Source organism: Cupriavidus sp. 30B13, from assembly GCF_049059565.2.
Lineage (GTDB): Bacteria > Pseudomonadota > Gammaproteobacteria > Burkholderiales > Burkholderiaceae > Cupriavidus.
This window is the reverse complement of sequence record NZ_CP188224.1, coordinates 2,679,772-2,701,598: the sequence shown is the minus strand read 5'-3', so window position 1 is coordinate 2,701,598 and position 21,827 is coordinate 2,679,772. Positions and strand designations below refer to the sequence as shown.

Genomic DNA, 21,827 nt, shown 5'->3' with positions numbered 1-21,827 from the left:
GGTCAGGCATGAACCCGGTCTTTCTTCTGCTGCCGCTGGTCGCGGGCGTCGCCGCGGCAATGCAGACGGCCATCAACGGGCGCCTCGCCGCGGCGCTCGACGGCGACAACATCACCGCCGCGCTGTTCTCGTTCCTGGTGGGTGCGCTGGCATTGGCCGGCGTCGCGCTCGGCAGGGGCAGCCTGCCCGCCGCGGTGGCCAGGCTGCCGGCCCAGCCGGCATGGCACCTCGCCGGTGGCCTGCTCAGCGCCACCTCGGTGCTGGCGACGATCCTGCTGTCGCCGCGCATCGGCAGCGTCAACACGCTGGCGCTGGTGCTGATGGGACAACTGGCCGCCGCGCTGCTGATCGACCAGTATGGTTTCGCCGGCGTGGCGGTCCGCCATGTGTCCGCGGCGCGGCTGGCGGGCGGCGTGGTGGTGCTCGGCGGCGCCTTGCTGATGCTGTTCGGCGACCGGCTGGCGGCGCTGGCGGCGCGGTGAAACGCAGGGCGTTCCACCGCGCGCGGCCATGCTTCGGCCATGCGGCCGGCGTTGCGCCGGCCGGTCCTGCTCGCCCGCTTACGGGTTGAAGGTGTCGCCCAGCACCACGCCCTCGCGGCGCGGGTCGGTGCCGCCCATCAGTACCGTCGCGCCGTTGAGCTGGGTGCGGATGATGGAGTTGATGCCGCTCGCCTGCGAACCGGTCGAGATGGTGTGGCCGAGCGCACGCAGGCCGGTGATCAGCGGATCGTTGTTGCCGCCGTTGGCGATGTTGACGTTGGGATGCTCGCCGCCCACCGTGGTGGTGGCGCTGTTGCTCGCGCCGAAGTCCACCAGCCCGGACGACTGCTGCGCGTCGAGACCCCAGTCCAGCACGCCCACCAGCGTCTTCACCACGTATTGCGGAATGGTGCCGCCGCCCGGCGAGCCGGTTGCCATGAAGAACTCGCCGATCGAGCCGTCAGCCGCCTTCTTGAACACCAGTGTCGGCGCCATCGAGCTGCGCGGGCGCTTGCCCGGCGCCACGCGGTTGGCGATCGGGTTGCCGCCGCCGTCGAGCGGATTGGCCGAGAAGTCGGTCAGCTGGTTGTTCAGCAGGAAGCCGTTGGTCATGTGGAACGACCCCATGCTCGATTCCACCGTGGTGGTGGCGGTCAGCACGTTGCCCTTGCCGTCGACGATGGTGAACTGGTTGGTGCCATGCTCGATGAGGTTGGCGTCCACGCCCAGCGGCACCGCGCCGAGATTGCCCGCCGCCGCCACGCCCATGCTCAGCGCGGGGTTGATCAGCGCGGCCCGGCCTTGCAGGTAGGGCTTGTTCAGCATGGTGTCCCAGGTGCCGCCCGGCAGCGGCACGAAGTCGGTGTCGGCCACGTACTTGTCGCGGTCGGCATAGGCCAGGCGCTCGGCTTCGGAGATCAGGTGCACGCCCTGCACGGTCGGCTTGCCGCCTTCGAGGTCGATGGCGGTCGGCTTGAGCGGAGCCAGGTCGAAGTTCTCCAGGATGCCCAGCGCCGAGGCCACGGTGATGCCGCCCGACGACGGCGGCGGCGTGCCGCACACCCAGTAGGCGCGGTAGGTGGTGCAGACCGGGTCGCGCAGCTTGGCCTGGTAGGCGGCCAGGTCGGCCAGCGTGGTCTTGCCGGGGGTGGTCGGGTTGCCGTCGGCGCCTTGCGTCGAACCGATCTTGGCGACGATGTCGGCGGCGATCTGGCCGGTGTAGAGCACGTCGGCGCCGCCGGCGGCCATGGCCTTCAGGGTGTTGGCATAGGCCGGGTTCTTCAGCAGCGTGCCGAGCGCCTTGGGCGTGCCGTCGGTTTCGAAGAAGTAGGCCAGCGCTTCGGGGTCGCGCTTGAGCGCGGCGGCGTTCGACGAGATGGCCTGGGCCAGGCGCCCGCCGATCTTGAAGCCGTTGGTGGACAGCGAGATGGCATCGCCGAACAGGTCCTTCCACGCCAGCACGCCGTGCTCCTTCTGCACCCGTTCGATCAGGCGCGGCACGCCGATGGTGCCGATCGAGCGGCCGCTGGCACGCGCGTTGGGCTTGGGCGCGGTCTGGTCGGTGACGTCGTCGACGTAGCGCAGGTAGTTGGCGGTGGCCGCAGCGGGCGCGGACTCGCGGCCGTCGTAGGCCTGCACCGTCTTCGCGCCGGCATCGTAATAGATCATGAAGCCGCCCGAGCCGAGGCCGGTGGCCTCGGGCACGGTCAGGCCCAGCACGGCCTGCACGGCCACTGCCGCGTCGGCGGCGGTGCCGCCCTGCTTGAGCACCGTGCAGCCGGCCACGCTGGCCAGCGCGTTGGAGCTGGAGACCATGAACTTCTTCGCATACACGGGCTTGAGGCCGGTGCGGTAGCCGGAGGCCGGCTCGGGCAGCGCGGGGTCGCCCGGCTGGTCGGAGCCCACCACCACGGAATTGCCGTCGCTGGAGAGGATCTGGCAGCTGGTATCCGGGACGACGGGCTGGGAAGGCGGCGCGGGCGTGGCGGCGACGGGGGGGCTCGGATCATCTCCGCCGCACGAGGCCAGCATGACCGCAGCCAGGACGGATGCGGCCAACGCCGTAAGCGCCGGTTTGTTCTTGTACATCGTGATTTCTCCCTGGGGGGACTATGAAAGAGGGACCTCGAGGAAGCCCGGAGGGCACCACAAGAGGGAAGTCATTTTTTTCCGATGGTGCAGGATGCCCGGAATCGGTTCCTTTTCCCTTTAAACCAGGAACCGTCGGCTTATTCAGGGGCCTGCAGCATGGGCTTTTAAATCCGACAAGGTATTCAAGCCAACAGGTGGCAAATAAAAGGGCCAATATTTCTTGGCGTCGCGTTGTGGTGCCGGCATATGCAACTTGCGTACCACCCGGCCGGGGGGTAGGCGGGCGTGGCGGTTTTTGCGCGGTGTTTCGGCATGCCCGGAACGTGGGCCGCACCGGGGAAAACCGCGTGCATTCCGGCGAAATCGCGCGGCGCGGAGGCGGCCGTTTCATGACGGGCCATGCCGGAAACCAGGCGGCGAGGCGTGTGCCGGCCGGCCGTTCTTGCTGTGCGCGACGGCACCATTTCGGGTTATCTGCCGCGATATCGGTGCGATCGATTGGTGAATTTCCGAATAAGCGGATATTGAATTTCCATTGCGCAAATGTATTGCTACATTGGATTTTATAATGTCAGCACAATACCCTGGCGATGCCATTTTCCACGCGCCGCCGGAGCGGCGGCCGAAGGCCGTCGCGAACGCGATGTCGCCGCGTCGCGGCCATTGTGCCCGCCAATGGATTTCACTGTTCCATTCTTGAGGGCTTCCCGGCGCGCCGATTTGTCCGCTATCCTTCTCCGCTTTCCGCGGCGGCGGGCCTCGCATCGGGACGCCGCGCCGCGCGGACCCGCGCTGGCCGCGCGCCATGCCACGCCGCACGGCATGGCCTGTCGGCGCCGGGCATGCCTGTCGCCATCCCATGCCGACACCGCGGCGCCTGTCCAGGCCGCGGCCCGTCCGGCCAACTGCCTTCCGGCTTCCCCACCATGCGCCTTGCCGTTGCCGCCTGTTGCCCGCCATCGACCTCACTGTCCCGCAGCCGAAGTAGCAGCCGCAGGCGCGTGCCGCTGCTGGCCGCGCTGGCGCTGGCGGCGGCCATGACGGCGCCGGCCCGGGCCAGCGCCGCGGACGGCGGCGCCTACGTCTCGCCCGGCGGCGGCAACGTGCGCGTGGCGCTCGGCATGCGTTCGCGCACGGCCGGCGTGCCCAGCCTGGCCGAGGCCCACGGCCTGGTGCGCAACTGGCGCCGCGAGGGCAGCGTGACCCGCTTCGAGTTCAGCGGCTACTACCAGCCCTTTTTCCGCCTGCGCGGCGCCGACCACTGCCGCGTGACCATCGACGGCCGTCCCGCCACGCCCGCGCGCGAGGCCGGCACGCTGCGCTTCGACACACCGGCCGTGGAAGATGCCGAGCGCGACCGCGCCAAGGTGGAAGTGCACTGCGTCTGAGCGCGCGCGCCGGGCGGCCCGGCACGCGGCGCGCCTGGTCCGTTCAGCGCGTTCAGCGCGCCTTGTCCGCGGCCGGGCTGGCGGGGCGCCGCGCCGGCAGGTTGCGGACGATGCAGTCCACCGCGTGCGTGCCGGACTTGCCTTCGCCGAACGCGCCGGTCACGGAGTCGCGGTATTGGGCCGGCGTGATGCGCCGGTAGTAGAGCCGCGAGGTCTGGTCGAGCCAGTAGACGTAGTCGCTGTCCGGCGAGCCGTCGGTGCGCAGCCAGTCGCTGATGTTGTTGTCGCCGATCATCATGTCGGGGCATTCGCGCCGCAGGCCGTCGAGGTAGGCGTCGAAGCCGCGCGCCTGGATGTTGTCGATGGAGTCCGGCGCGCAGGCCGCGCACAGCAGGGCCGCGCAGGCGGCGGCGCGCGTGGCGAAGGCGGGGAGGAGGCGCTTGGGCATGGCGGTGGCGGCAGGCGTGGCGGTCATGGGCGGGTGGCGGCGCGGTGGAGGTAACTGCAAGGATAGGCCAGCGCGCGGCCGCCGCCGCGCCGGCGCGAAATTTTCCGGATGGGGGGTAAAGCCGCCCGCGCCGCCCGCGCCGTCCTGGCGCCCTGCCGCCTATGAGCGCGGCTGCAGCTTGCGGTACTGGTTGAAGTGCCGGATCGCCCCGCGCGCGTTGCCCAGTTCCTGGTACAGGCGGGCGGCATTGAAGTGCGCGTCGGCAAAGTCCGGCAGCAGGGCGATGCAGCGCTCATAGCCGGCCAGCGCCTCGCGCGGGTGGCCGCCGTCTTCCAGCGCCACGGCCAGGTTGAAGTGGATCAGCGCTTCGCCGGGCAGGTGCGCCAGCGCGGCGCGGTACAGCGCGGCGGCGTCGGCGTAGCGGCCGGCGTCGCACAGCAGGCAGCCGAGATTGAGGTAGGCGTCGAGATAGCCGGGAAAGGCCGCGATGGCCTGGCGGTAGGCGGCCTCGGCCGCTGCTGCGGCGGCGGGGCCGCGCGCCTCCAGTCCGCGCGCCGTCTCGAAATGGCCTGCGGCCACGGCGTGCGCGGCGGGCTGCGGCGGCAGCGGCAGCGGAGCCACGGTGGCTTCCCGCCGTTCCTCGCGCGGCCCGAAGTCCATCAGCAGCTGCCCCGACTCGGCCTGCCATTGCAGCCCGCCTTCGCGCACGGCCACCTGGTTGCCCACCGCGCTCACGCGCACGCCGGACAGCGGCTGGCCGTCGCCGCGCGACGCCTGCAGGCGCGCCAGCGCGCGCACGATGCGCCGGCTGGGGATATTGGCCGCGCGCAGCGAATGCGCGGTGCGCAGCATGACCATGTCGCGGAAGGTGAACAGGTATTCGCGCCGCGCGCCGCGCGCCGGCTTGACGATGCCCGCGGCGATCAGCCGCGCCGCGGTGGCCCGGGAGATCCCGAGCAGGGCCTGCGCCTCGCGCATGGTGTAGGTCGGCATCGGGTCAGCGGCGAGCCGGCATGCGCGCTATTTCTTGCCCGCGCTGCGGCGCGCGGGCGCGGCCGGCGTGGCGCGCCTGGCGCCCTTGCGCTCCTTCGGCTCGGCGCGCGCGGGCGCGGCATCGGCGCTGCCCGCCGCCGCGCGCTTGCGCTGGCCCACGCTGGCGCGCAGCGCGGCCATCAGGTCGATCACCTCGGCGCCGCCGCCTTCGCTCTTGCGCTCCTCGGCCACGGTGATCTTCTTGCCGGCGATCTTCTTGTCGATGGCGGCCAGGATGCGTTCCTTCTCTTCGTCCACATAGGCCGCCGGGTCGTAGCCCGGCACCGCGTTCTGCTCGATCAGTTGCCGGGCCAGCGCCAGTTCGGCGGCCTGCACGTCGGCCTTTTCCACGTGGAGCTCGGCCATCGGGCGCACTTCGTCGGCGTACAGGAGCTGCTGCAGGACCAGGCCCTCCGCTTCGGCGCGCACCTGCACCATGGCCTGCTTGCCCTTCCATACCCAGCGCGCCAGCGCGCAGGTGCCGGTCTGCCGCATGGCCTCGGCCAGCAGGTTGTAGGGCTTGGCGCCGCGGCGGTCGGGGCCGAGGTAGTAGGCTTTCTCGAAGTAGATCGGGTCGATGGCGCCCGCGGGCATGAACGAGACGATGTCCACGGTGTGCTGGGCGGTGGCGTCGAGCGCGTCGAGCTCGTCGGGCTCGAACACCACGTAGTGGTCTTTCTCGAACTCGTAGCCCTTGACCATCTCGGACCGCTCCACCACCACGCCTTCGCGCAGGCAGACATATTGCTGCTTGAGCCGCGAGCCGCAGCCCTTGTGCAGCAGGTTGAAGCTCACGCCGGACCGGCTTTCCGTGGCGGAGTACACCTTGACCGGGATCGAGACCAGTCCAAAACTCAGTGAAAGCGAGGCGATGGAGCGCGCAGCCATGGCAGTCCCCTTGCGGCCGGAACGGTACTGTCCAGCTTATACCGTGCCAGCCCGCCGCGCGCGGCGGCGGCGCGCCGTGCGCTGCACTTGCGGCGCCTCCACCGGCGGGGGCGGCGTCCCGGGCACGGCAGTAATGACACGCCTTTGTAGAAGGCACATGGTGCCGGGGCGCTCCCGGCGGGGCGCCGCGCCGGACCGGTCCGGCCCTCGCGCCGGATTCCCGGCGCCGTGCGAGAATCTGCGCCAGGGCGACGACGCGCCGGGGCGGGCCCGGGCGGGAGGAGACTCCGATGACGATGGCTGAGGGTGCCGGGCAGGGTGCGCGGCCGGACGCGGCGGGTCCGGACGCCGGCTTTCTTGCCGGCGGCGGCGAAATGGGCGCGCTGATCCGCGCGCGCGACTGGAGCCGCACGCCGCTGGGCGCGCCCGCGGGCTGGCCGCAGAGCCTCAAGACCGCGATCCGCATCATGCTCACGTCGCGCCAGCCGATCTGGATCGGCTGGGGCGAGCAGCTCGTCTTCTTCTACAACGACCCCTACAAGGCCATCATCGGCGGCAAGCACCCGCACGCGCTGGGGCAGCCCACCGCGCTGGTGTGGCACGAGATCTGGAACGAGATCGGCCCGCTGCTGGCCACCGCGCTGACCGGCACCGAGGGCACCTTCGTCGAGCAGAAGCTGCTGGTCATGGAGCGCAACGGCTACCCGGAAGAGACCTACTACACGTTCTCCTACAGCCCGGTGCCGGACGACCACGGCGGCACCGGCGGCATCATCTGCGCCAACAGCGACGACACCGAGCGCGTGGTGGCCGAGCGCCAGCTCAGCCTGCTGCGCGAACTGGCCGCGTCCACGATCAACGCGCGCGCGCTCGACGAAGCCTGCGCGCTGGCCATGCGCGCGCTGCGCTTCGACCCGCACGACATGCCGTTCGCGCTGCTTTACCTGGCCGAGCCCGGCAGCGACAGCGTCACGCTGGCCGGCACCTGCGGCATCGAGGCCGGCCATCGCGCGGCGCCGCCGGTCATGGAGCCCGGCGCGCCCGCCTGGCCCTATGCCGAGGTGCTGCGCCGGCAGGAGTCGTGCCTGGTGCAGGACCTGGCGCAGCGCTTCGGCGCGGACCTGCCCGGGGGCGTGTGGAGCATGCCGCCGCGCCACGCGGCGATCCTGCCCATCCTGCCGTCCGGCAGCACCGCGCGTGCCGGCGTGCTGGTGGTGGCGCTCAATCCCTGCCGCCTGTTCGGCGAGCGGTACCACACCTTCCTGAACCTGGTGGCGGGGCAGATCGGCGCGGCCATCGGCTACGCGCATGCTTACCAGGAGGAGCGCCGCCGCGCCGAGGCGCTGGCCGAGATCGACCGCGCCAAGACCACGTTCTTCTCGAACGTCAGCCATGAGTTCCGCACGCCGCTGACCCTGATGATGGGGCCGCTGGAAGAATTGCTGAGCCGGCCCGCGGCCGCGTCTCCGGACGACCGCAAGCTGCTTGCCGTCGCCCACCGCAACGGCATGCGCCTGCTCAAGCTGGTCAACGCGCTGCTGGACTTCTCCCGCATCGAGGCCGGGCGCGTGCGGATGCTGCCGCGCGCCACCGACCTGGCGGCGTTTACCGCCGAGCTGGCCTCGCTGTTCCGCTCGGCGGTGGAGGGCGCGGGCATGCGGCTGGCGGTGGACTGCCAGCCGCTGCCGGCGCCGGCCATGATCGACCAGGACATGTGGGAGACCATCGTCCTGAACCTGATGTCCAACGCGTTCAAGTTCACCTTCGCCGGCGCGGTGACGATCACGCTGCGCCCGCTGCCCGGCGGCGGGGCGGAGCTGTGCGTGCGCGACACCGGCATCGGCATCGCGGCGGCGGAGCTGCCGCGGCTGTTCGAGCGCTTTCACCGCGTGGAGGGCGCGGCCGGGCGTTCCATCGAAGGCAGCGGCATCGGCCTGGCGCTGGTGCAGGAACTGGTGAAGCTGCACGGCGGCGAGATCCGCGTGCAGAGCGCGCCGGGCGAGGGCTCCTGCTTCACCGTCACGCTGCCGCCGGCGCGGACCCCCGCCAGCGCCGCGGGCGAGGCGGGCGCGCCCGCGGCCAGCAAGCAGGCGCTGGCCTATGCCGAGGCGGCGCGGCGCTGGTCCGCGCAGGACGAGGAGGATGCCGAGGATGGCGCCGGGGCCGAGGCGGCAGCGGGCCTGCCCGGCGCGCTTCCTGCCGCGCTTCCCGCCGCGCGCGTGCTGGTGGCCGACGACAACGCCGACCTGCGCGACTACATGCGGCGCATCCTCGGCGCCGCCGGGCACGCCGTCACGGCCTGCGCGGACGGCCAGGAAGCGCTCGAGCTGGCGCGCGCCGCGCCGCCGGACCTGATCGTGTCGGATGTGATGATGCCGCGCCTGGACGGCTTCGGCCTGCTGCGCGCGCTGCGCGCCGACCCCGAGCTGCGCGACACGCCGGTGCTGCTGCTGTCCGCGCGCGCCGGCGAGGAAGCGCGCATCGGCGGCCTGGCGTCCGGCGCCGACGACTATCTCACCAAGCCGTTTTCCGCGCGCGAGCTGCTGGCGCGCGTGGCCGGCAACCTGGAGTTGGCGCAATTGCGGCGGCAGACCGAGGCGCGCCTGCGCGACGAATCGCGCGTGCTGGAAGTGCTCAACCGCGTGGGCGCCGCGGTGGCCGCCGAGCTGGACCTGGGCCGCGCCGTGCAGGTGGTGACCGATGCCGCCACCGAGCTGACCGGCGCGGCCTTCGGCGCCTTCTTCTACAACGTGCCCGACGCGCAGGGCGGCGCCTACACGCTCTACACGCTGTCGGGCGTGCCCCGCGCGGCGTTCGAGCAATTTCCCATGCCGCGCAACACGGCGGTGTTCGCGCCCACCTTCAGCGGCGAGGGCATCGTGCGCGTGGACGACATCACGCAGGACCCGCGCTTCGGCAGGAACGCGCCGTACCACGGCATGCCCGAGGGCCACCTGCCGGTGCGCAGCTACCTGGCCGCGCCGGTGCAGTCGCGCACCGGCGAGGTGCTGGGCGGGCTGTTCCTCGGCCATCCGCGCCCCGGAGTGTTTACCGCGCGCGCCGAGCGCGTGCTGGTGGGCATCGTGGCGCAGGCGGCGGTGGCCATCGACAACGCGCGCCTGTACCAGGCCGCGCAGGACGAGATCGCCAAGCGCGCGGCCGCGCAGGCGGCGCTGCATGAACTGAACGAGACGCTGGAGCGCCGCGTGGCGGAGACCGTGGCCGACCGCGACCGGCTGTGGGAACTGAGCGAGGACCTGCTGATGGTGGCGGGCTTCGACGGCGCCCTGCAGCGCGTGAGCCCTTCGTGGCGCAGCGTGATGGGGCATGCGCTGCCGGGTCTGCTCGGCCAGCCCTACCTGGACTTCGTCCATCCCGCCGACCTCGCCGTGGCCACCGCGCGCCTGCTGGAGCTGCGCCAGTCCGGCAGCCCGGTGCGCTACGAATGCCGGCTGCGGCGCGGCAACGGCAGCTGGCGCTGGGTGGCGTGGACGCTGGCGCTGGACCCGTCCAGCGGGCGCATCCACGGAGTGGGCCGCGACGTGACCGGCGACAAGGAGACCGAGCAGGCCCTGCGCCAGGCCGACGAGGCCGTGCGCCTGGCGCAGAAGATGGAAGCCATCGGCAACCTGACCGGCGGCGTGGCCCATGACTTCAACAACCTGCTGCAGGTGATCGGCGGCAACCTGCAGCTGCTGGCGCGCGACATCGCCGGCGACGAGCGGCCCGAGCAGCGCGTGCGCGCCGCGCTGGCGGGCGTGGCGCGCGGCGCCAAGCTGGCTTCGCAGCTGCTCGCATTCGGGCGGCGCCAGCCGCTGGCGCCGCGCGTGGTCAACCTGGGGCGGCTGGCGCGCGGGCTCGACGAAATGCTGCGCCGCGCGCTGGGCGACGGCATCGAGATCGAGACGGTGGTGGCCGGCGGGCTGTGGAACACGATGGTCGATCCGTTCCAGGTCGAGAACGCCCTGCTCAACCTTGCCATCAACGCGCGCGACGCCATGAACGGCCACGGCCGGCTGACGGTGGAGGCCGGCAATGCCTCGCTCGACGACGCCTATGCCATGCGCAACGCGGACGTGGTGCCCGGGCAGTACGTGCTGCTGGCCGTGACCGACACCGGCTGCGGCATGACGGCCGAGGTGCGCGAGCACGTGTTCGAGCCGTTCTTCACCACCAAGCCGGAAGGGCAGGGCACCGGCCTGGGCCTGAGCATGGTGTACGGCTTCGTCAAGCAGTCGGGCGGCCACGTCAAGATCTACAGCGAGCCCGGCCAGGGCACCACGGTGCGCATCTACCTGCCGCGCGCGCGCCAGGAGGAAGACCTGGAAACCCACGTGGAGCCCGGGCCCGCGCGCGGCGGCACCGAGACCGTGCTGGTGGTGGAGGACGACGAGGACGTGCGCGCCACCGTGGTGGACATGCTGGCCAGCCTGGGCTACCGCGTGCTCAGGGCGCGCGACGCGCAGAGCGCGCTGGCCATCGTGGAAAGCGGCGTGCCGGTCGACCTGCTGTTTTCCGACGTGGTCATGCCGGGGCCGCTGCGCAGCACCGAGATGGCCCGCCAGGTGCGCGAGCGCCTGCCCGCCATCGCGGTGCTGTTCACCTCGGGCTATACCGACAACGCCATCGTCCATGCCGGGCGCCTGGACGAAGGCATCGAGCTGCTCAGCAAGCCGTATTCGCACGAGGCGCTGGCGCGCAAGGTGCGCCAGGTGCTGGCCAAGGAGCGGGTCGCTCTGCCGCCGGGCGTGCCGGCCGCGCTGCGCGTGCCCGCCGGCATGCCGGCCACCCCGCCGGCCAGCCGCGTGGCCGGCCTGCGCGTCCTGCTGGTGGACGACGACGAACTGGTGCGCGCCAGCTCCGCGGAGCTGCTGCGCTCGCTGGGCGTGGCGGTGGCCGAGGCCGGCGGCGAGGACGACGCCGTGCCGCAGCTGCTGGCGCAGCCGCCCGACGTGCTGGTGACCGATGTGTTCCTGGGCGGCACCTCGGGCGTCGACCTCGCCATCGCGGCGTGCCGCCAGCAGCCGCGGCTGCGCGTGGTGTTCGTGAGCGGCTACGACCTGCAGCTCAGCCAGGCGCAGCGCGCCGCGCTGCCGCATGCGGTGGCGCTGCGCAAGCCCTACGCGCTGCCGGACCTGCTGGAGGCGCTCAGGCCGCCGGCGTAGGGTCGGCGGCCGGCGCGCCCTGGGCGCGCAGCGCCTGCGCGAGGTAGGCGGCGGTGCGGCTGGCGGGCCGCGCGCCGACCTCGGCCGGGGTGCCGGCGGCCACCACGCGGCCGCCCGCGTCGCCGGCGCCGGGGCCGATGTCGATCACCCAGTCCGCCGCGGCCGCCACGCGCATGTCGTGCTCCACCACGATCACGGTGTTGCCGGCGCCGACCAGGCTGTCGAGCTGGCGCAGCAGGCGGTCCACGTCGGCCGGATGCAGGCCGGTGCTGGGCTCGTCCAGCACGTAGAGCGTGCCGCCGCGCTGGGTGCGCTGCAGCTCGGTAGCCAGCTTGATGCGCTGCGCCTCGCCGCCCGACAGCTCGGTGGCGGGCTGGCCGAGCCGCAGGTAGCCCAGCCCGACCTCGCGCAGGACCTCCAGCGCGCGCATGACCGGCGCCACGCCGGCGAAGAACGCGCAGGCGTCTTCCACCGTCATGCCCAGCACTTCGGCGATGTTCTTGCCCTGGTAGCGCACCGCCAGCGTGGCCTCGTTGTAGCGCGCGCCGTGGCACGAAGGGCAGGGCGCGTACACGCTCGGCAGGAACAGCAGCTCCACGCTGACGAAGCCTTCGCCCTCGCAGGTCGGGCAGCGCCCCTTGGCCACGTTGAAGGAAAAGCGCCCGGCGTCGAAGCGCCGCCGGCGCGCCGCCGGCGTGGCGGCGAACAGCTTGCGCACCGGGTCGAACAGCCCGGTGTAGGTGGCCAGGTTGGAGCGCGGCGTGCGGCCGATCGGCTTCTGGTCCACCCGCACCAGCCTGTTTACGCGCGCCATGCCGGCGGCGATGCGCCCCTCGGTGGCGGCCTGCGGCTCGCGCTCGAGCGCCTGCGCGGCGTCGGTCTCGCCGGCGTCTTCCGGCAGGGGCTGGCCCAGCCCGGCCACCACCAGTTCCACCAGCGCCTGGCTGACCAGGCTGGACTTGCCCGAGCCCGACACGCCGGTCACCGCGGTCAGCACGCCCAGCGGAAAGGCCACGTCGACCGCGCGCAGGTTGTTGCGCGTCACGCCCGCCAGGCGCAGCCAGCCGTCCGGGTCCGCCGCGCTGGGCGGCGCGCGCGGCTGGCGGACCGGCGCGCCGGCGCCGCCGAACAGGTAGCGCCGGGTGTGCGAGGCGTGCACCGCCTCCAGCCCGGCCGGCGGCCCGCTGTACAGGATCTCGCCGCCGCGCTCGCCGGCGTCCGGACCCACGTCGACGATCCAGTCGGCGCGGCGCATGATTTCCAGGTCGTGCTCCACCACGAACAGCGAGTTGCCGGCCTGGCGCAGGCGCTCCAGCGCCACCAGCAAGGCCGCGCTGTCGGCGGGGTGCAGCCCGGCCGAGGGCTCGTCCATCACGTAGACCACGCCGAACAGGTTGGCGTGCAGCTGCGTGGCCAGGCGCAGGCGCTGCAGCTCGCCCGGCGACAGCGTCGGCGTGCCGCGGTCCAGCGACAGGTAGCCCAGCCCCAGCTCGCGCAGCGCTTCGATGCGGGCGATCAGCTCGTGGGCGATGCGCCCGGCGACCAGCGCGGTCTCGCCGAGTTCGGCCGGCGGCTTGCGGCCTTCGTGCTCGGCCGCGCGCGCGGCGGGGCGCAGGGCTTCGGCCAGGCGGTCCAGCGGCAGGCGGGCCAGCTCGGCGATGTCGCGGCCCGCGAAGCGCACGGCAAGCGCCTCCTTGCGCAGGCGCTTGCCGTGGCAGAGCGGGCAGTCGCCATGGACCAGGTAGCGCGACACGCGCCGCTTGATGGTTTCGCTCTGCGTGGTGGCGAAGGTGTGCATCAGGTAGCGCCGCGCGCCGGTGAAGGTGCCGTGGTAGCTGGGCGGCTCGCCGCGCGCGACGGCCGCGCGCGTTTCCTCGGGCGTGAAGCCCGCGTAGACCGGCGCCACCGGCTGCTCCTCGGTAAACAGGATCCAGTCGCGCACCTTGCGCGGCAGCTTGCGCCACGGGCGGTCGACGTCGTGGCCGAGCGAGACCAGGATGTCGCGCAGGTTCTGGCCGTGCCACGCGGGCGGCCACGCGGCGATGGCGCGCTCGCGGATGGTGAGCGTGTCGTCCGGCACCATCGAGCGCTCGGTGGCGTCGAAGATGCGGCCGAAGCCGTGGCAGCGCGGGCACGCGCCGGCCGGGGTGTTGGGCGAGAAGGCGTCGGAGTCGAGCCGGGGCTGGCCCGGCGGATAGGCGCCGGCGCGCGAGAACAGCATGCGCAGCAGGTTGGACAAGGTGGTGACGCTGCCCACCGACGAGCGCGAGGTCTGCGTGCCGCGCTGCTGCTGCAGCGCCACCGCCGGCGGCAAGCCGGCGATGGCGTCCACGTCGGGCGCGCCGACCTGGTCGATCAGGCGGCGCGCGTAAGGCGCCACGGACTCGAAGTAGCGGCGCTGGGCTTCCGCGTAGAGCGTGCCGAACGCCAGCGAAGACTTGCCCGAGCCGGAAATGCCGGTGAATACCACCAGCGCGTTGCGCGGCAGCACCAGGTCGACATTCTTGAGGTTGTGCTCGCGCGCGCCGCGCACCTGCACGAAGCCGGCCAGTGCGCCGGGCGTGTGGTCTCGCTGGTCTGGTCGGTCTGGTCGGTCTGGTCCGTCTGTGCTGGGCATGGACGCCTCGTGCTGCACCCGCTGGCCGGTGATGCCCCATGTTAGGCAGCCGGCGCGGGCGCGGCAAGGCGGCGGCGTCCTACAGAAAGCACGGAAATCCCCCGCCCCGGACGGCGCGCGATATTTTTCCTAAAGTTCCGCGCCACCGCGCCGTTAACCAGACGACGAAACGGGCGAAGTCCATGATAACGGGGAGATGAAACGATGGCGTCTTTTGGCAACCTGAGCATCCGCGCGCGTCTGGGCGCCGGTTTCGCGGTGGTGCTGGTACTGGCGGCGGCGGGGATCGCGGCGGGGCTGGGCAGCCTGCCGGACGCCGCCGGGGGCAACCTGGAGCAGGCCGTGTCTTCGGCGCGCACCTGGATGTACGGTTTGTGGGGGGTGGCGCTGCTGGCCGCCATCGTCTTCACCTTCGCCATCGCGCGCGGGGTGGAGCAGCCGCTGGGCGAGGCTGTCTATATCGCCGAGACCGTGGCCTCCGGCGACCTGAGCCAGGAGTTCGAGACCGAGCGCGGCGGCGAGTTCGGCCGGCTGCTGCGCGGCATGGGCGAGATGGAGGACATGCTGACCGACCTGGTCAGCCGCATCAAGGGAACGACCGATTCCATCACCGATGCGTCCCGGCAGATCGCGGTGGGCAATACCGACCTCTCGCAGCGCACCGAGGAACAGGCCGCGGCGCTGCAGGAAACCGCCTCCAGCATGGGCGAGCTGACCACCATGGTGCGCCAGAACACGGAGCGCGCGCATGCCGCCAACGACCTCGCGGCCAATGCCTCCCAGATCGCCGAGCGCGGCGGCGCCGTGGTCGGCGAGGTGGTGGAGACCATGCAGGCGATCAGCGCCAGCTCGAAGAAGGTGGTCGACATCATCGACGTGATCGAGGGCATCGCCTTCCAGACCAATATCCTGGCGCTCAACGCGGCCGTGGAAGCGGCGCGCGCCGGCGAGCAGGGGCGCGGCTTTGCCGTGGTGGCGGGCGAGGTGCGCACGCTGGCGCAGCGCAGCGCCGCGGCGGCCAAGGAGATCCGCGGCCTGATCGGCGATTCGGCCGAGCAGGTGCGCACCGGCTCCGTGCGGGTGGAGCAGGCCGGCGAGACCATGCGCGAGATCGTGAGCGCGTCGCGCCAGGTGACCACCATCCTGAAGGAGATCTCGGTGGCGTCCGCGCAGCAGAGCAGCGGCATCGACCAGGTCAACCAGGCGGTGATGCAGATGGACACCGTCACGCAGCAGAACGCCGCGCTGGTGGAGCAGGCCGCCGCCGCGTCGACGGCGCTGGCCGAACAGGCGCAGCAATTGCAGGGCGCGGTCGGCGAGTTCAAGCTGGACTGAGGCCGGGGGCCCGGCGCCCGGCCTGCGGTTGGCGCGGGCCGGTCCATGCAGTTTTTTGCGCCCCGTTTGCAATTCTTACCTGCCGGGCGGGCCGTCCGGGCCTGCCCTTTTCCCGCGCGTTCCGCTGGCCGGCCACGGCAGCCGGGCGCCTGAACAGGCGCATGGCGCCGCCGCCGCGCGCCGCAGCCACTATCCTTGAGTCGGGCATCGAAGTTGCGAACCACTCCACTGCGACGGCTCCCGTGCGCGTGGCTGGCTCGTGACATGGCGCGTGCCCGGACGGACAGGTCCCATGCGTCGCCACCGCGCGGCCACCGCGGCTATCGTGGCCGACCAAAGGAGTGCTCAATGACAAAAACCGTGAAAAGCAGATTGCTGGCCGGCCTCTTGCTCGCCGCTGGGTTGCTGGCCTCGGCGCAGGGTAATGCGCAGCCCGGGCCCGACCGCGGGCGCGGCTACCAGTCCCAGGCGGGCGACGACCGCAACAACGACCGCATGACGCCGCCGCGCTGGCACAAGGGCGACCGGCTGCCGGCGGAATACCGCGACCGCCAGTACGTGGTGGACGACTGGCATGCGTACAACCTGCCGAAGCCGCCCAAGGGACGCCACTGGGTTGGCGTGGGCGCGGACTTCTACCTGGTGGCGCCCAATGGCGCGATCGTGGACATGGGGCCTGGCGGCCGCTAGGGCCGCCAGGCGGCGGTCCGGCTGACCGGCTGACCGGCAGTTCTTCTTTCCAGCCCCGCGCATCCCGGATGCGCGGACCGGCATGTGGGCCGGCGCGCGGTGTTCCCGCGCGCCGGCCTTTTTCCCTTTCGCCTTTCGCCCTTCGCTTTTTTGCAGCGGGCTTCCCGTCTACCCGTTTTTCGCCGCCCGCGTGCGGCTTCCCGGCGTTATGTTGCCCTGCGTCAAGCCGCGCTGCCGCGCGCGTGACGCGTGCGTCGCCGCGCCGTCGCCTTGGCCTAGAATCTATCGGTACCGGCTTCCGGCGCCGGCGTGCGTTCCGTTGCGGGTGTGTCTGGCGCCCGCGGCGGCCTGCCGCGCGGCCGCAGCCGGTACCGGCGTGCCGCAGGGCGCGCCGGTGGCTGCCGGCCGCGCCGCACATTGGCGCGCGCGGCCTGCCCAGGTTGTTCCCCCACAGAAAAAAGGAATAAAGATGTCAACACGCCGTCATTTCTTGAAAGGCATCCCGATCGTCGCCGCCGCGGGCGCGCTCGGGCTATCCCTCCCCACGCGGGCGCAGGGCACCGGGCCCATGGTCGACGAGAAGGACCCGCAGGCGGTCGGGCTCGGCTACAAGTCCGATACCACCAAGGTGGACAAAGCCAAGTATCCGAAGCACGACGCTACCCAGCATTGCGGCAATTGCCAGCTCTTCCAGGGCAAGGCGACCGACGCCAGCGGCGGCTGCCCGCTGTTTGCCGGCAAGCAGGTCGCCAGCAAGGGCTGGTGCAGCGCATGGGTGAAGAAGGCCTGATGCGCCAGGCCTGAGGTAGTGCCGCGGCGGCCGGTGGTCCCGGCCGCCGGCGGCTGTCCGCTTCCGGCGCTTAATCCGCCTGGTCCGCCGGGTCCGCCTGGTCCGCTCAGTCGGGCTTCCAGGTCTTCAGGTCGGTCATCTTCGCGGGCGTGGCGTCCGCTGCGGCCGCGTCGCCGCCGGCACCGCCGACGGTACCGTCCACCGCCGCCGTGGATGCAGCCGCCGGGCCGGCCGGGGAGCCGCTGGCCGACAGCGGCGCGGCCACGTATCCGCCGCCGCCCGCGCCGCCATGGCGCGCCACGCGGATATTGTTCTGCACCTCGGTCACGCCGAACACATTGTCGACGAGGTCCTCGATGTCGTATTTCTCGCTGCGGCTGCGGACCGTGCCGCTGAGCGTCGCCACGCCCCCCGCGACTTCGACGCTGACCTCGCTCACGTCCACGCCGCGCGCGTAGGCCAGATGTTCGCAGATGGCTTCGTGGATCCGTTCGTCGCTGCGCTGGTAGCCCTTGGGGCCGGTGCGCCGGGTCTGGCCGCGCGCGTCCCAGCGGCTTTCCCGCGCGGGGTCGCGGCCGCCGTCGTGCTGGCCGAACATCTCGCCCACGGCTTCGCCGAGGCGGTGGCCGAGCTGGTACAGCGGGCCGTGTTCCGGGCCCTCGCGGAAGTTGTCGCCGGACTCTTCGCCGAAGTCGTCGCGGTAGCGGCGCTGGCTGGTGCGGAAATCTTCGCGGTACGGGTTGCCGTACTCGTCGCCGCGCTGGTTGCCATAGACGCCGCGATAGGGCGTGGTGTAGCCGCTGCGCTCACCGATCTCGCTGAAGTAGCCGCGCTGGCCGGAGCGCCGCGCGTCCCCGCGCGGCTCGTCCTGGTCGTGGCCGCCGTAGCTCGCGCCCAGCCGCCAGGCGTCGTCGTCCGGGTCGTACCGGCCGTTGAGCCCGTAGCGCAGGTCGCTGCCCTGGTGGCCGCGGCGCTCGGCGGGGTGGTCCGGATAGCGGTCGTGCCCGTATTCGCGTTCGTAGCCGCGTTCGTAGCCGCGGTCGTCGCGCGCCGGCCCGCCGTCGCTCAACTGGCCGGGCGCCAGGCGCTGGCGGCGGCGCTCGCCGTCCCAGCCGCCGGCGCCGGCGCCCGGGCGGGGCTGCCATTCCTCGCGGTCCTGGCTGCCTGCCTCGTAGCCACGCCGGGGCTGGCCGCGGCGATAGCGTTCATCGTATCGGTCGTCCATGCTTGTCTCCTGGTGCTGGTCCGCCACATGCACGCATATGGCAAGTCCGGTAGAGGCGCAAGAAACGTACCGCCGGAAGAATGGCGCGCGGTGGCGCGCGGTGGCGCGCGGCCGCGCGCCGGGGCCGGCCGGTTGCAGGCAAGGATGGGCGCTGGTGTAAATAGTGCGCGCGGTGCGGTCAGTACTGCATTTCGACCTGGCGCCCGGCCTGGCGGCCGCGGCGCTCGCAGTGGTCGTGCAGGGTGGCCTTCATGCGCAGCAGCGATGCGGTGAGCGCGGCGCGCTCCGCGCTGCTGAACGGCGCCAGCGAAACCGAGTGCAGCGCCTTGAGCGCGGTGTACACGCGCTCCACGCGCGCCAGCGCCGCGGCGGGAATGAACGGCTGGCCGGACGCGTCGAGCGCGATCCAGCCGTGCGCCTGGAGCGGGCCGAGCATGGCCTCGGACTGGGCCACCGAAATCGGCATCAGGCCGGCATAGGGCGCATGGCGCACGAATTCTTCCTGGCGGATCGCGCGCAGCAGGAGCCATCCGGGATAGTCGAGGCCGACCTCCGAAAGGGTCTGGTCGAGCGCGCTCTGCCATTCGCGCACGCTGGCCATGAGGGCGAGCAGCACGGATTCGGTCGGTTCTAGAGCCTTGGGCCGCATTGTTGTGTCTCCTGTCTTTGGGCATTGCCGCAGACCAGGGGCCGGTGCTTGGCCGGCCCGGGCGGCGCGGGAACCGGCGGTCTCTCCTCCCCCGGTTTTCCTGCGGGTCAGACATTAGCAGACAAAGATGACGGCGGCGAAGCGCGGGTGGCGCGCATCGGGCCATAAAAGGCACGAGGCTGCGCTTGCCGCGCCAAACCAAGGGAAAATCCCGAGCCGCGCCGGCCGCGGTTGCGGCCTTCGCTGCTCCTGCCGCATGGCCTGTATGTGCCGCCCGGCCCGGGCCTGCGGCGCGAGGCGGGGAGCGGCGCCCGGTCCGGCGCCCGGGCCTCGCGCAAGGCTGCCGCGCCGCCAGCAGATATTCGCGTTTTCCCTTATCGTGTCGGCTTTGCCGCGGTTTTCGGCCCGCCCGGGCCGCGGGCCATGTATCAGACATGGCGGGCGCATGGCGCGCGATGCTCGCGCGGCACGCCTGAAGCGGCAACCGGTAAAGACAGTGTCGAACACAGCGGATTCCAACCTCGCAGAGCGCGCCGCGGACGCGCCCATGACGTCGATCGAGCGCCGCGGCATGGCCGCCATCCTGCTGGCGGTGTCGCTCGCCACGCTGGACACGGCGATCGCCAACACGGCACTGCCGGCCATCGCGGCCGACCTGCATGCCACGCCGGCGGCCTCCGTCTGGGTCATCAATGCGTATCAGCTGGCCATGGTCGCCACGCTGCTGCCGTTCGCGGCGCTGGGCGGCATCATCGGCCACCGGCGCGTCTACCTGGGCGGCCTGGTCCTGTTCATCGGCGCCTCGGTGGTGTGCGCGCTGTCGTGGTCGCTGCCCACGCTGGCCGCCGCGCGCCTGCTGCAGGGCGTGGGCGCCAGCGCCATCATGAGCGTGAACGCGGCGCTGATCAGCGCGATCTTCCCGCCGCACCGGCTCGGGCGCGGGGTGGGGCTGAACGCGCTGGTGGTGGGAGTGTCGTTCGCGGTGGGGCCCACGGTGGCGTCGATCATCCTGTCGCTGGGGCCGTGGCCGTGGCTGTTCGCGGTGAACCTGCCGATCGGCCTGCTGGCGCTGTTCATCGCCTGGCCGGCGCTGCCGCAGACCGCGCGCGGCGCGCACCGCTTCGACCGCGTGGCCGCGGGCCTGAACGTGGTGACCTTCGCGGCGCTGATCTTCGCGCTGGGCGAGGGCGCGCAGCGCGCGCCCGCGGCGCAGTCGCTGGCGGCGCTGGCGGTATTCGCGGTGGCCTTCGTGCTGCTGCTGCGCCGCGAGCGCGGCCACCCCGCGCCGATGCTGCCGGTGGACCTGATGAAGCGCCCGATGTTCGCGCTGTCGACGATGACCGCGATCTGCTCGTTCGCCGCGCAGGGGCTGGCCTTCGTCTCGCTGCCGTTCTTCTTCGAAAGCGTGCTGGGCCGCAGCCCGATCGAAACCGGCTTCCTGATGACGCCGTGGTCCGCCGTGGTGGCGCTGATGGCGCCGATCGCCGGGCGGCTGTCGGACCGCTATCCGCCGGGCCTGCTCGGCGGCGTGGGGCTGGCGGTGCTGAGCGCGGGCATGGCCTCGCTGGCGCTGATGCCGGCGCATCCGAGCGCGCTCGACATCGGCATCCGCATGGCGATCTGCGGCGCGGGTTTCGGTTTCTTCCAGTCGCCCAACCTCAAGGCGCTGATGTCCAGCGCGCCGCGCGAGCGCGCCGGCGGCGCCAGCGGCGTGATCGCCACCGCGCGCCTGCTGGGCCAGGCCACCGGCGCGGCGCTGGTGGCGCTGAGCTTCGGCATCGCCGGGCGCCACGGCCCCACGCTGGCGCTGGCGCTGGGCGCGGGCTTCGCGGGCGTGGCCAGCATCGCCAGCGGGCTGCGGCTGATCACGCGCGAGCCCGGCGCCGCGAAGGCGTAGGCGGCGCGGGCCGCGGTGTCGCGGGCCGGCGCGAGGCCGGCCGCGCGCATGCGCTCAGAAGCCCACCGGCTCGTGCGGCACGTAGGGTGCTTCCAGCGCCTTGATCTCGTCGGCCGTCAGCCCGAGCGAGAGCGCCGCCACCGCATCTTCGAGGTGGTGGGGCTTGGAGGCGCCCACGATGGGCGAGGTAATGCCCGGCTTCTGCAGCAGCCATGCCAGCGCCACCTGCGCCGCCGGCACGCCGCGCGCCTGCGCGATGGCATGCACCTGCTCCACCACCGCGCGGTCCGCATCCTCGGCGCCGCGGTATAGCGTCTTGCCGAATTCGTCGCTCGCCTCGCGCGCGCTGCCGGCATGCCAGGGCCGCGTCAGGCGGCCGCGCGCCAGCGGGCTCCACGGCATCACCGCGATGCCCTCGGCCGCGCACAGCGGCAGCATCTCGCGTTCCTCTTCCCGGTTGAGCAGGTTGACGTGGTTCTGCATGCTGGCGAACTGCGTCCAGCCGCGCTGGCGCGAGGTATGGATGGCGCGCGAGAACTGCCACGCGAACATCGACGACGCGCCGATATAGCGCGCCTTGCCCGCCTTGACCACGTCGTGCAGCGCTTCCAGCGTTTCCTCGATCGGGGTGGCCGGGTCCCAGCGGTGGATCTGGTAGAGGTCCACGTAATCGGTGCCCAGCCGGCGCAGGCTGTTGTCGATCTCCGACAGGATGGCGCGGCGCGACAGGCCCGCGCCGTTGGGGCCGGGACGCATGCGCCCGTGCACCTTGGTGGCGATCACCACGTCGTCGCGGTGGGCGAAATCCTTGAGCGCGCGCCCGACGATCTCCTCGGACGTGCCGTCGGAATAGACGTTGGCCGTATCGAAGAAATTGATGCCGGCGTCCAGCGCCTGGCGCAGCAGCGGGCGGCTGGCTTCCTCGCCCAGCGTCCACGGATGGTTGCCGCGCTCGGGCACGCCGTAGGTCATGCAGCCCAGGCATAGCCGCGAAACCTTCAGTCCTGTCGAGCCAAACCGCACGTAGTCCATCTTGGTTCTCCTTGGTGATCCGTGATTGGCGAGCGTTGCCGGCCAGGCGCATGGCCGCCGGCGCACCCCGGCATGGTAGGCCAATCCCCGCGCGGCTG

At 72.1% G+C, this 21,827-nt stretch carries 15 protein-coding genes; 7 read left to right on the top strand and 8 right to left on the bottom strand.

The features are described 5' to 3' along the window. The first annotated feature begins 8 nt into the window (after positions 1 to 8). On the top strand, positions 9 to 482 hold the full coding sequence (locus ACKI2N_RS31120; RefSeq protein WP_420992181.1) for a DMT family transporter: 474 nt from the start codon (positions 9 to 11) through the stop codon (positions 480 to 482). Between the two features lie 78 nt (positions 483 to 560). On the opposite strand, the gene ACKI2N_RS31115 is transcribed toward ACKI2N_RS31120, so the two are convergent. Further along, on the bottom strand, positions 561 to 2,570 hold the full coding sequence (locus ACKI2N_RS31115; protein WP_420992182.1) for a gamma-glutamyltransferase family protein: 2,010 nt from the start codon (positions 2,568 to 2,570) through the stop codon (positions 561 to 563). Between the two features lie 1,004 nt (positions 2,571 to 3,574). Here ACKI2N_RS31115 and ACKI2N_RS31110 point away from each other — a divergent pair. Beyond that, entirely contained in the window at positions 3,575 to 3,961 is a 387-nt protein-coding gene (locus tag ACKI2N_RS31110) for a hypothetical protein (RefSeq protein ID WP_420992183.1), read from the top strand. Positions 3,962 to 4,013: 52 nt separating this feature from the next. Here the strand turns inward: ACKI2N_RS31110 and ACKI2N_RS31105 are convergent, their stop codons facing one another. The 3 genes from ACKI2N_RS31105 to ACKI2N_RS31095 all read right to left on the bottom strand — a co-directional run bounded on the left by ACKI2N_RS31105 (position 4,014) and on the right by ACKI2N_RS31095 (position 6,329). Beyond that, the gene (locus ACKI2N_RS31105) at positions 4,014 to 4,409 is read right to left on the bottom strand and encodes a hypothetical protein (protein WP_420992531.1); all 396 of its coding nucleotides are present in this window, start codon (positions 4,407 to 4,409) and stop codon (positions 4,014 to 4,016) included. Positions 4,410 to 4,568: 159 nt separating this feature from the next. Then, the gene (locus tag ACKI2N_RS31100) at positions 4,569 to 5,402 is read right to left on the bottom strand and encodes a tetratricopeptide repeat protein (protein WP_420992184.1); all 834 of its coding nucleotides are present in this window, start codon (positions 5,400 to 5,402) and stop codon (positions 4,569 to 4,571) included. Between the two features lie 27 nt (positions 5,403 to 5,429). Beyond that, a complete protein-coding gene (locus ACKI2N_RS31095; RefSeq protein WP_420992185.1) occupies positions 5,430 to 6,329 on the bottom strand; it encodes a Ku protein in 900 nt (299 codons plus the stop codon). A gap of 296 nt (positions 6,330 to 6,625) precedes the next feature. On the opposite strand from ACKI2N_RS31095, the gene ACKI2N_RS31090 reads away from it, so the two are divergent. After that, positions 6,626 to 11,494 carry a response regulator gene (locus ACKI2N_RS31090; protein ID WP_420992532.1) on the top strand — a complete coding sequence of 1,623 codons (4,869 nt, stop codon included), beginning with the start codon at positions 6,626 to 6,628 and terminating at the stop codon, positions 11,492 to 11,494. On the opposite strand, the gene ACKI2N_RS31085 is transcribed toward ACKI2N_RS31090, so the two are convergent. Next, complete coding sequence (locus ACKI2N_RS31085; protein WP_420992186.1) at positions 11,478 to 14,111, bottom strand: excinuclease ABC subunit A; 2,634 nt, start codon at positions 14,109 to 14,111, stop codon at positions 11,478 to 11,480. The two genes, ACKI2N_RS31090 and ACKI2N_RS31085, sit on opposite strands and share 17 nt — an antisense overlap. A 204-nt stretch (positions 14,112 to 14,315) precedes the next feature. On the opposite strand from ACKI2N_RS31085, the gene ACKI2N_RS31080 reads away from it, so the two are divergent. From ACKI2N_RS31080 to ACKI2N_RS31070, 3 genes are all read left to right on the top strand, one after another. Then, complete coding sequence (locus ACKI2N_RS31080; RefSeq protein ID WP_420992187.1) at positions 14,316 to 15,446, top strand: methyl-accepting chemotaxis protein; 1,131 nt, start codon at positions 14,316 to 14,318, stop codon at positions 15,444 to 15,446. A 360-nt stretch (positions 15,447 to 15,806) separates the two neighbouring features. Then, entirely contained in the window at positions 15,807 to 16,136 is a 330-nt protein-coding gene (locus tag ACKI2N_RS31075; protein WP_420992188.1) for an RcnB family protein, read from the top strand. 469 nt (positions 16,137 to 16,605) lie between these two features. Next, complete coding sequence (locus tag ACKI2N_RS31070) at positions 16,606 to 16,926, top strand: high-potential iron-sulfur protein (protein ID WP_420992189.1); 321 nt, start codon at positions 16,606 to 16,608, stop codon at positions 16,924 to 16,926. Between the two features lie 106 nt (positions 16,927 to 17,032). Here the strand turns inward: ACKI2N_RS31070 and ACKI2N_RS31065 are convergent, their stop codons facing one another. Both ACKI2N_RS31065 and ACKI2N_RS31060 read right to left on the bottom strand, forming a co-directional pair. Beyond that, a complete protein-coding gene (locus tag ACKI2N_RS31065; RefSeq protein WP_420992190.1) occupies positions 17,033 to 18,151 on the bottom strand; it encodes a BON domain-containing protein in 1,119 nt (372 codons plus the stop codon). 178 nt (positions 18,152 to 18,329) lie between these two features. Then, positions 18,330 to 18,800, bottom strand: a complete 471-nt coding sequence (locus ACKI2N_RS31060; RefSeq protein WP_420992191.1) for a MarR family transcriptional regulator — start codon at positions 18,798 to 18,800, stop codon at positions 18,330 to 18,332. Between the two features lie 547 nt (positions 18,801 to 19,347). Here ACKI2N_RS31060 and ACKI2N_RS31055 point away from each other — a divergent pair. Next, positions 19,348 to 20,697: an MFS transporter gene (locus ACKI2N_RS31055; protein WP_420992192.1), complete on the top strand. Its 1,350-nt coding sequence runs from the start codon at positions 19,348 to 19,350 to the stop codon at positions 20,695 to 20,697. 54 nt (positions 20,698 to 20,751) lie between these two features. Here the strand turns inward: ACKI2N_RS31055 and ACKI2N_RS31050 are convergent, their stop codons facing one another. Further along, complete coding sequence (locus ACKI2N_RS31050; RefSeq protein WP_420992193.1) at positions 20,752 to 21,729, bottom strand: aldo/keto reductase; 978 nt, start codon at positions 21,727 to 21,729, stop codon at positions 20,752 to 20,754. Positions 21,730 to 21,827 lie beyond the last annotated feature (98 nt).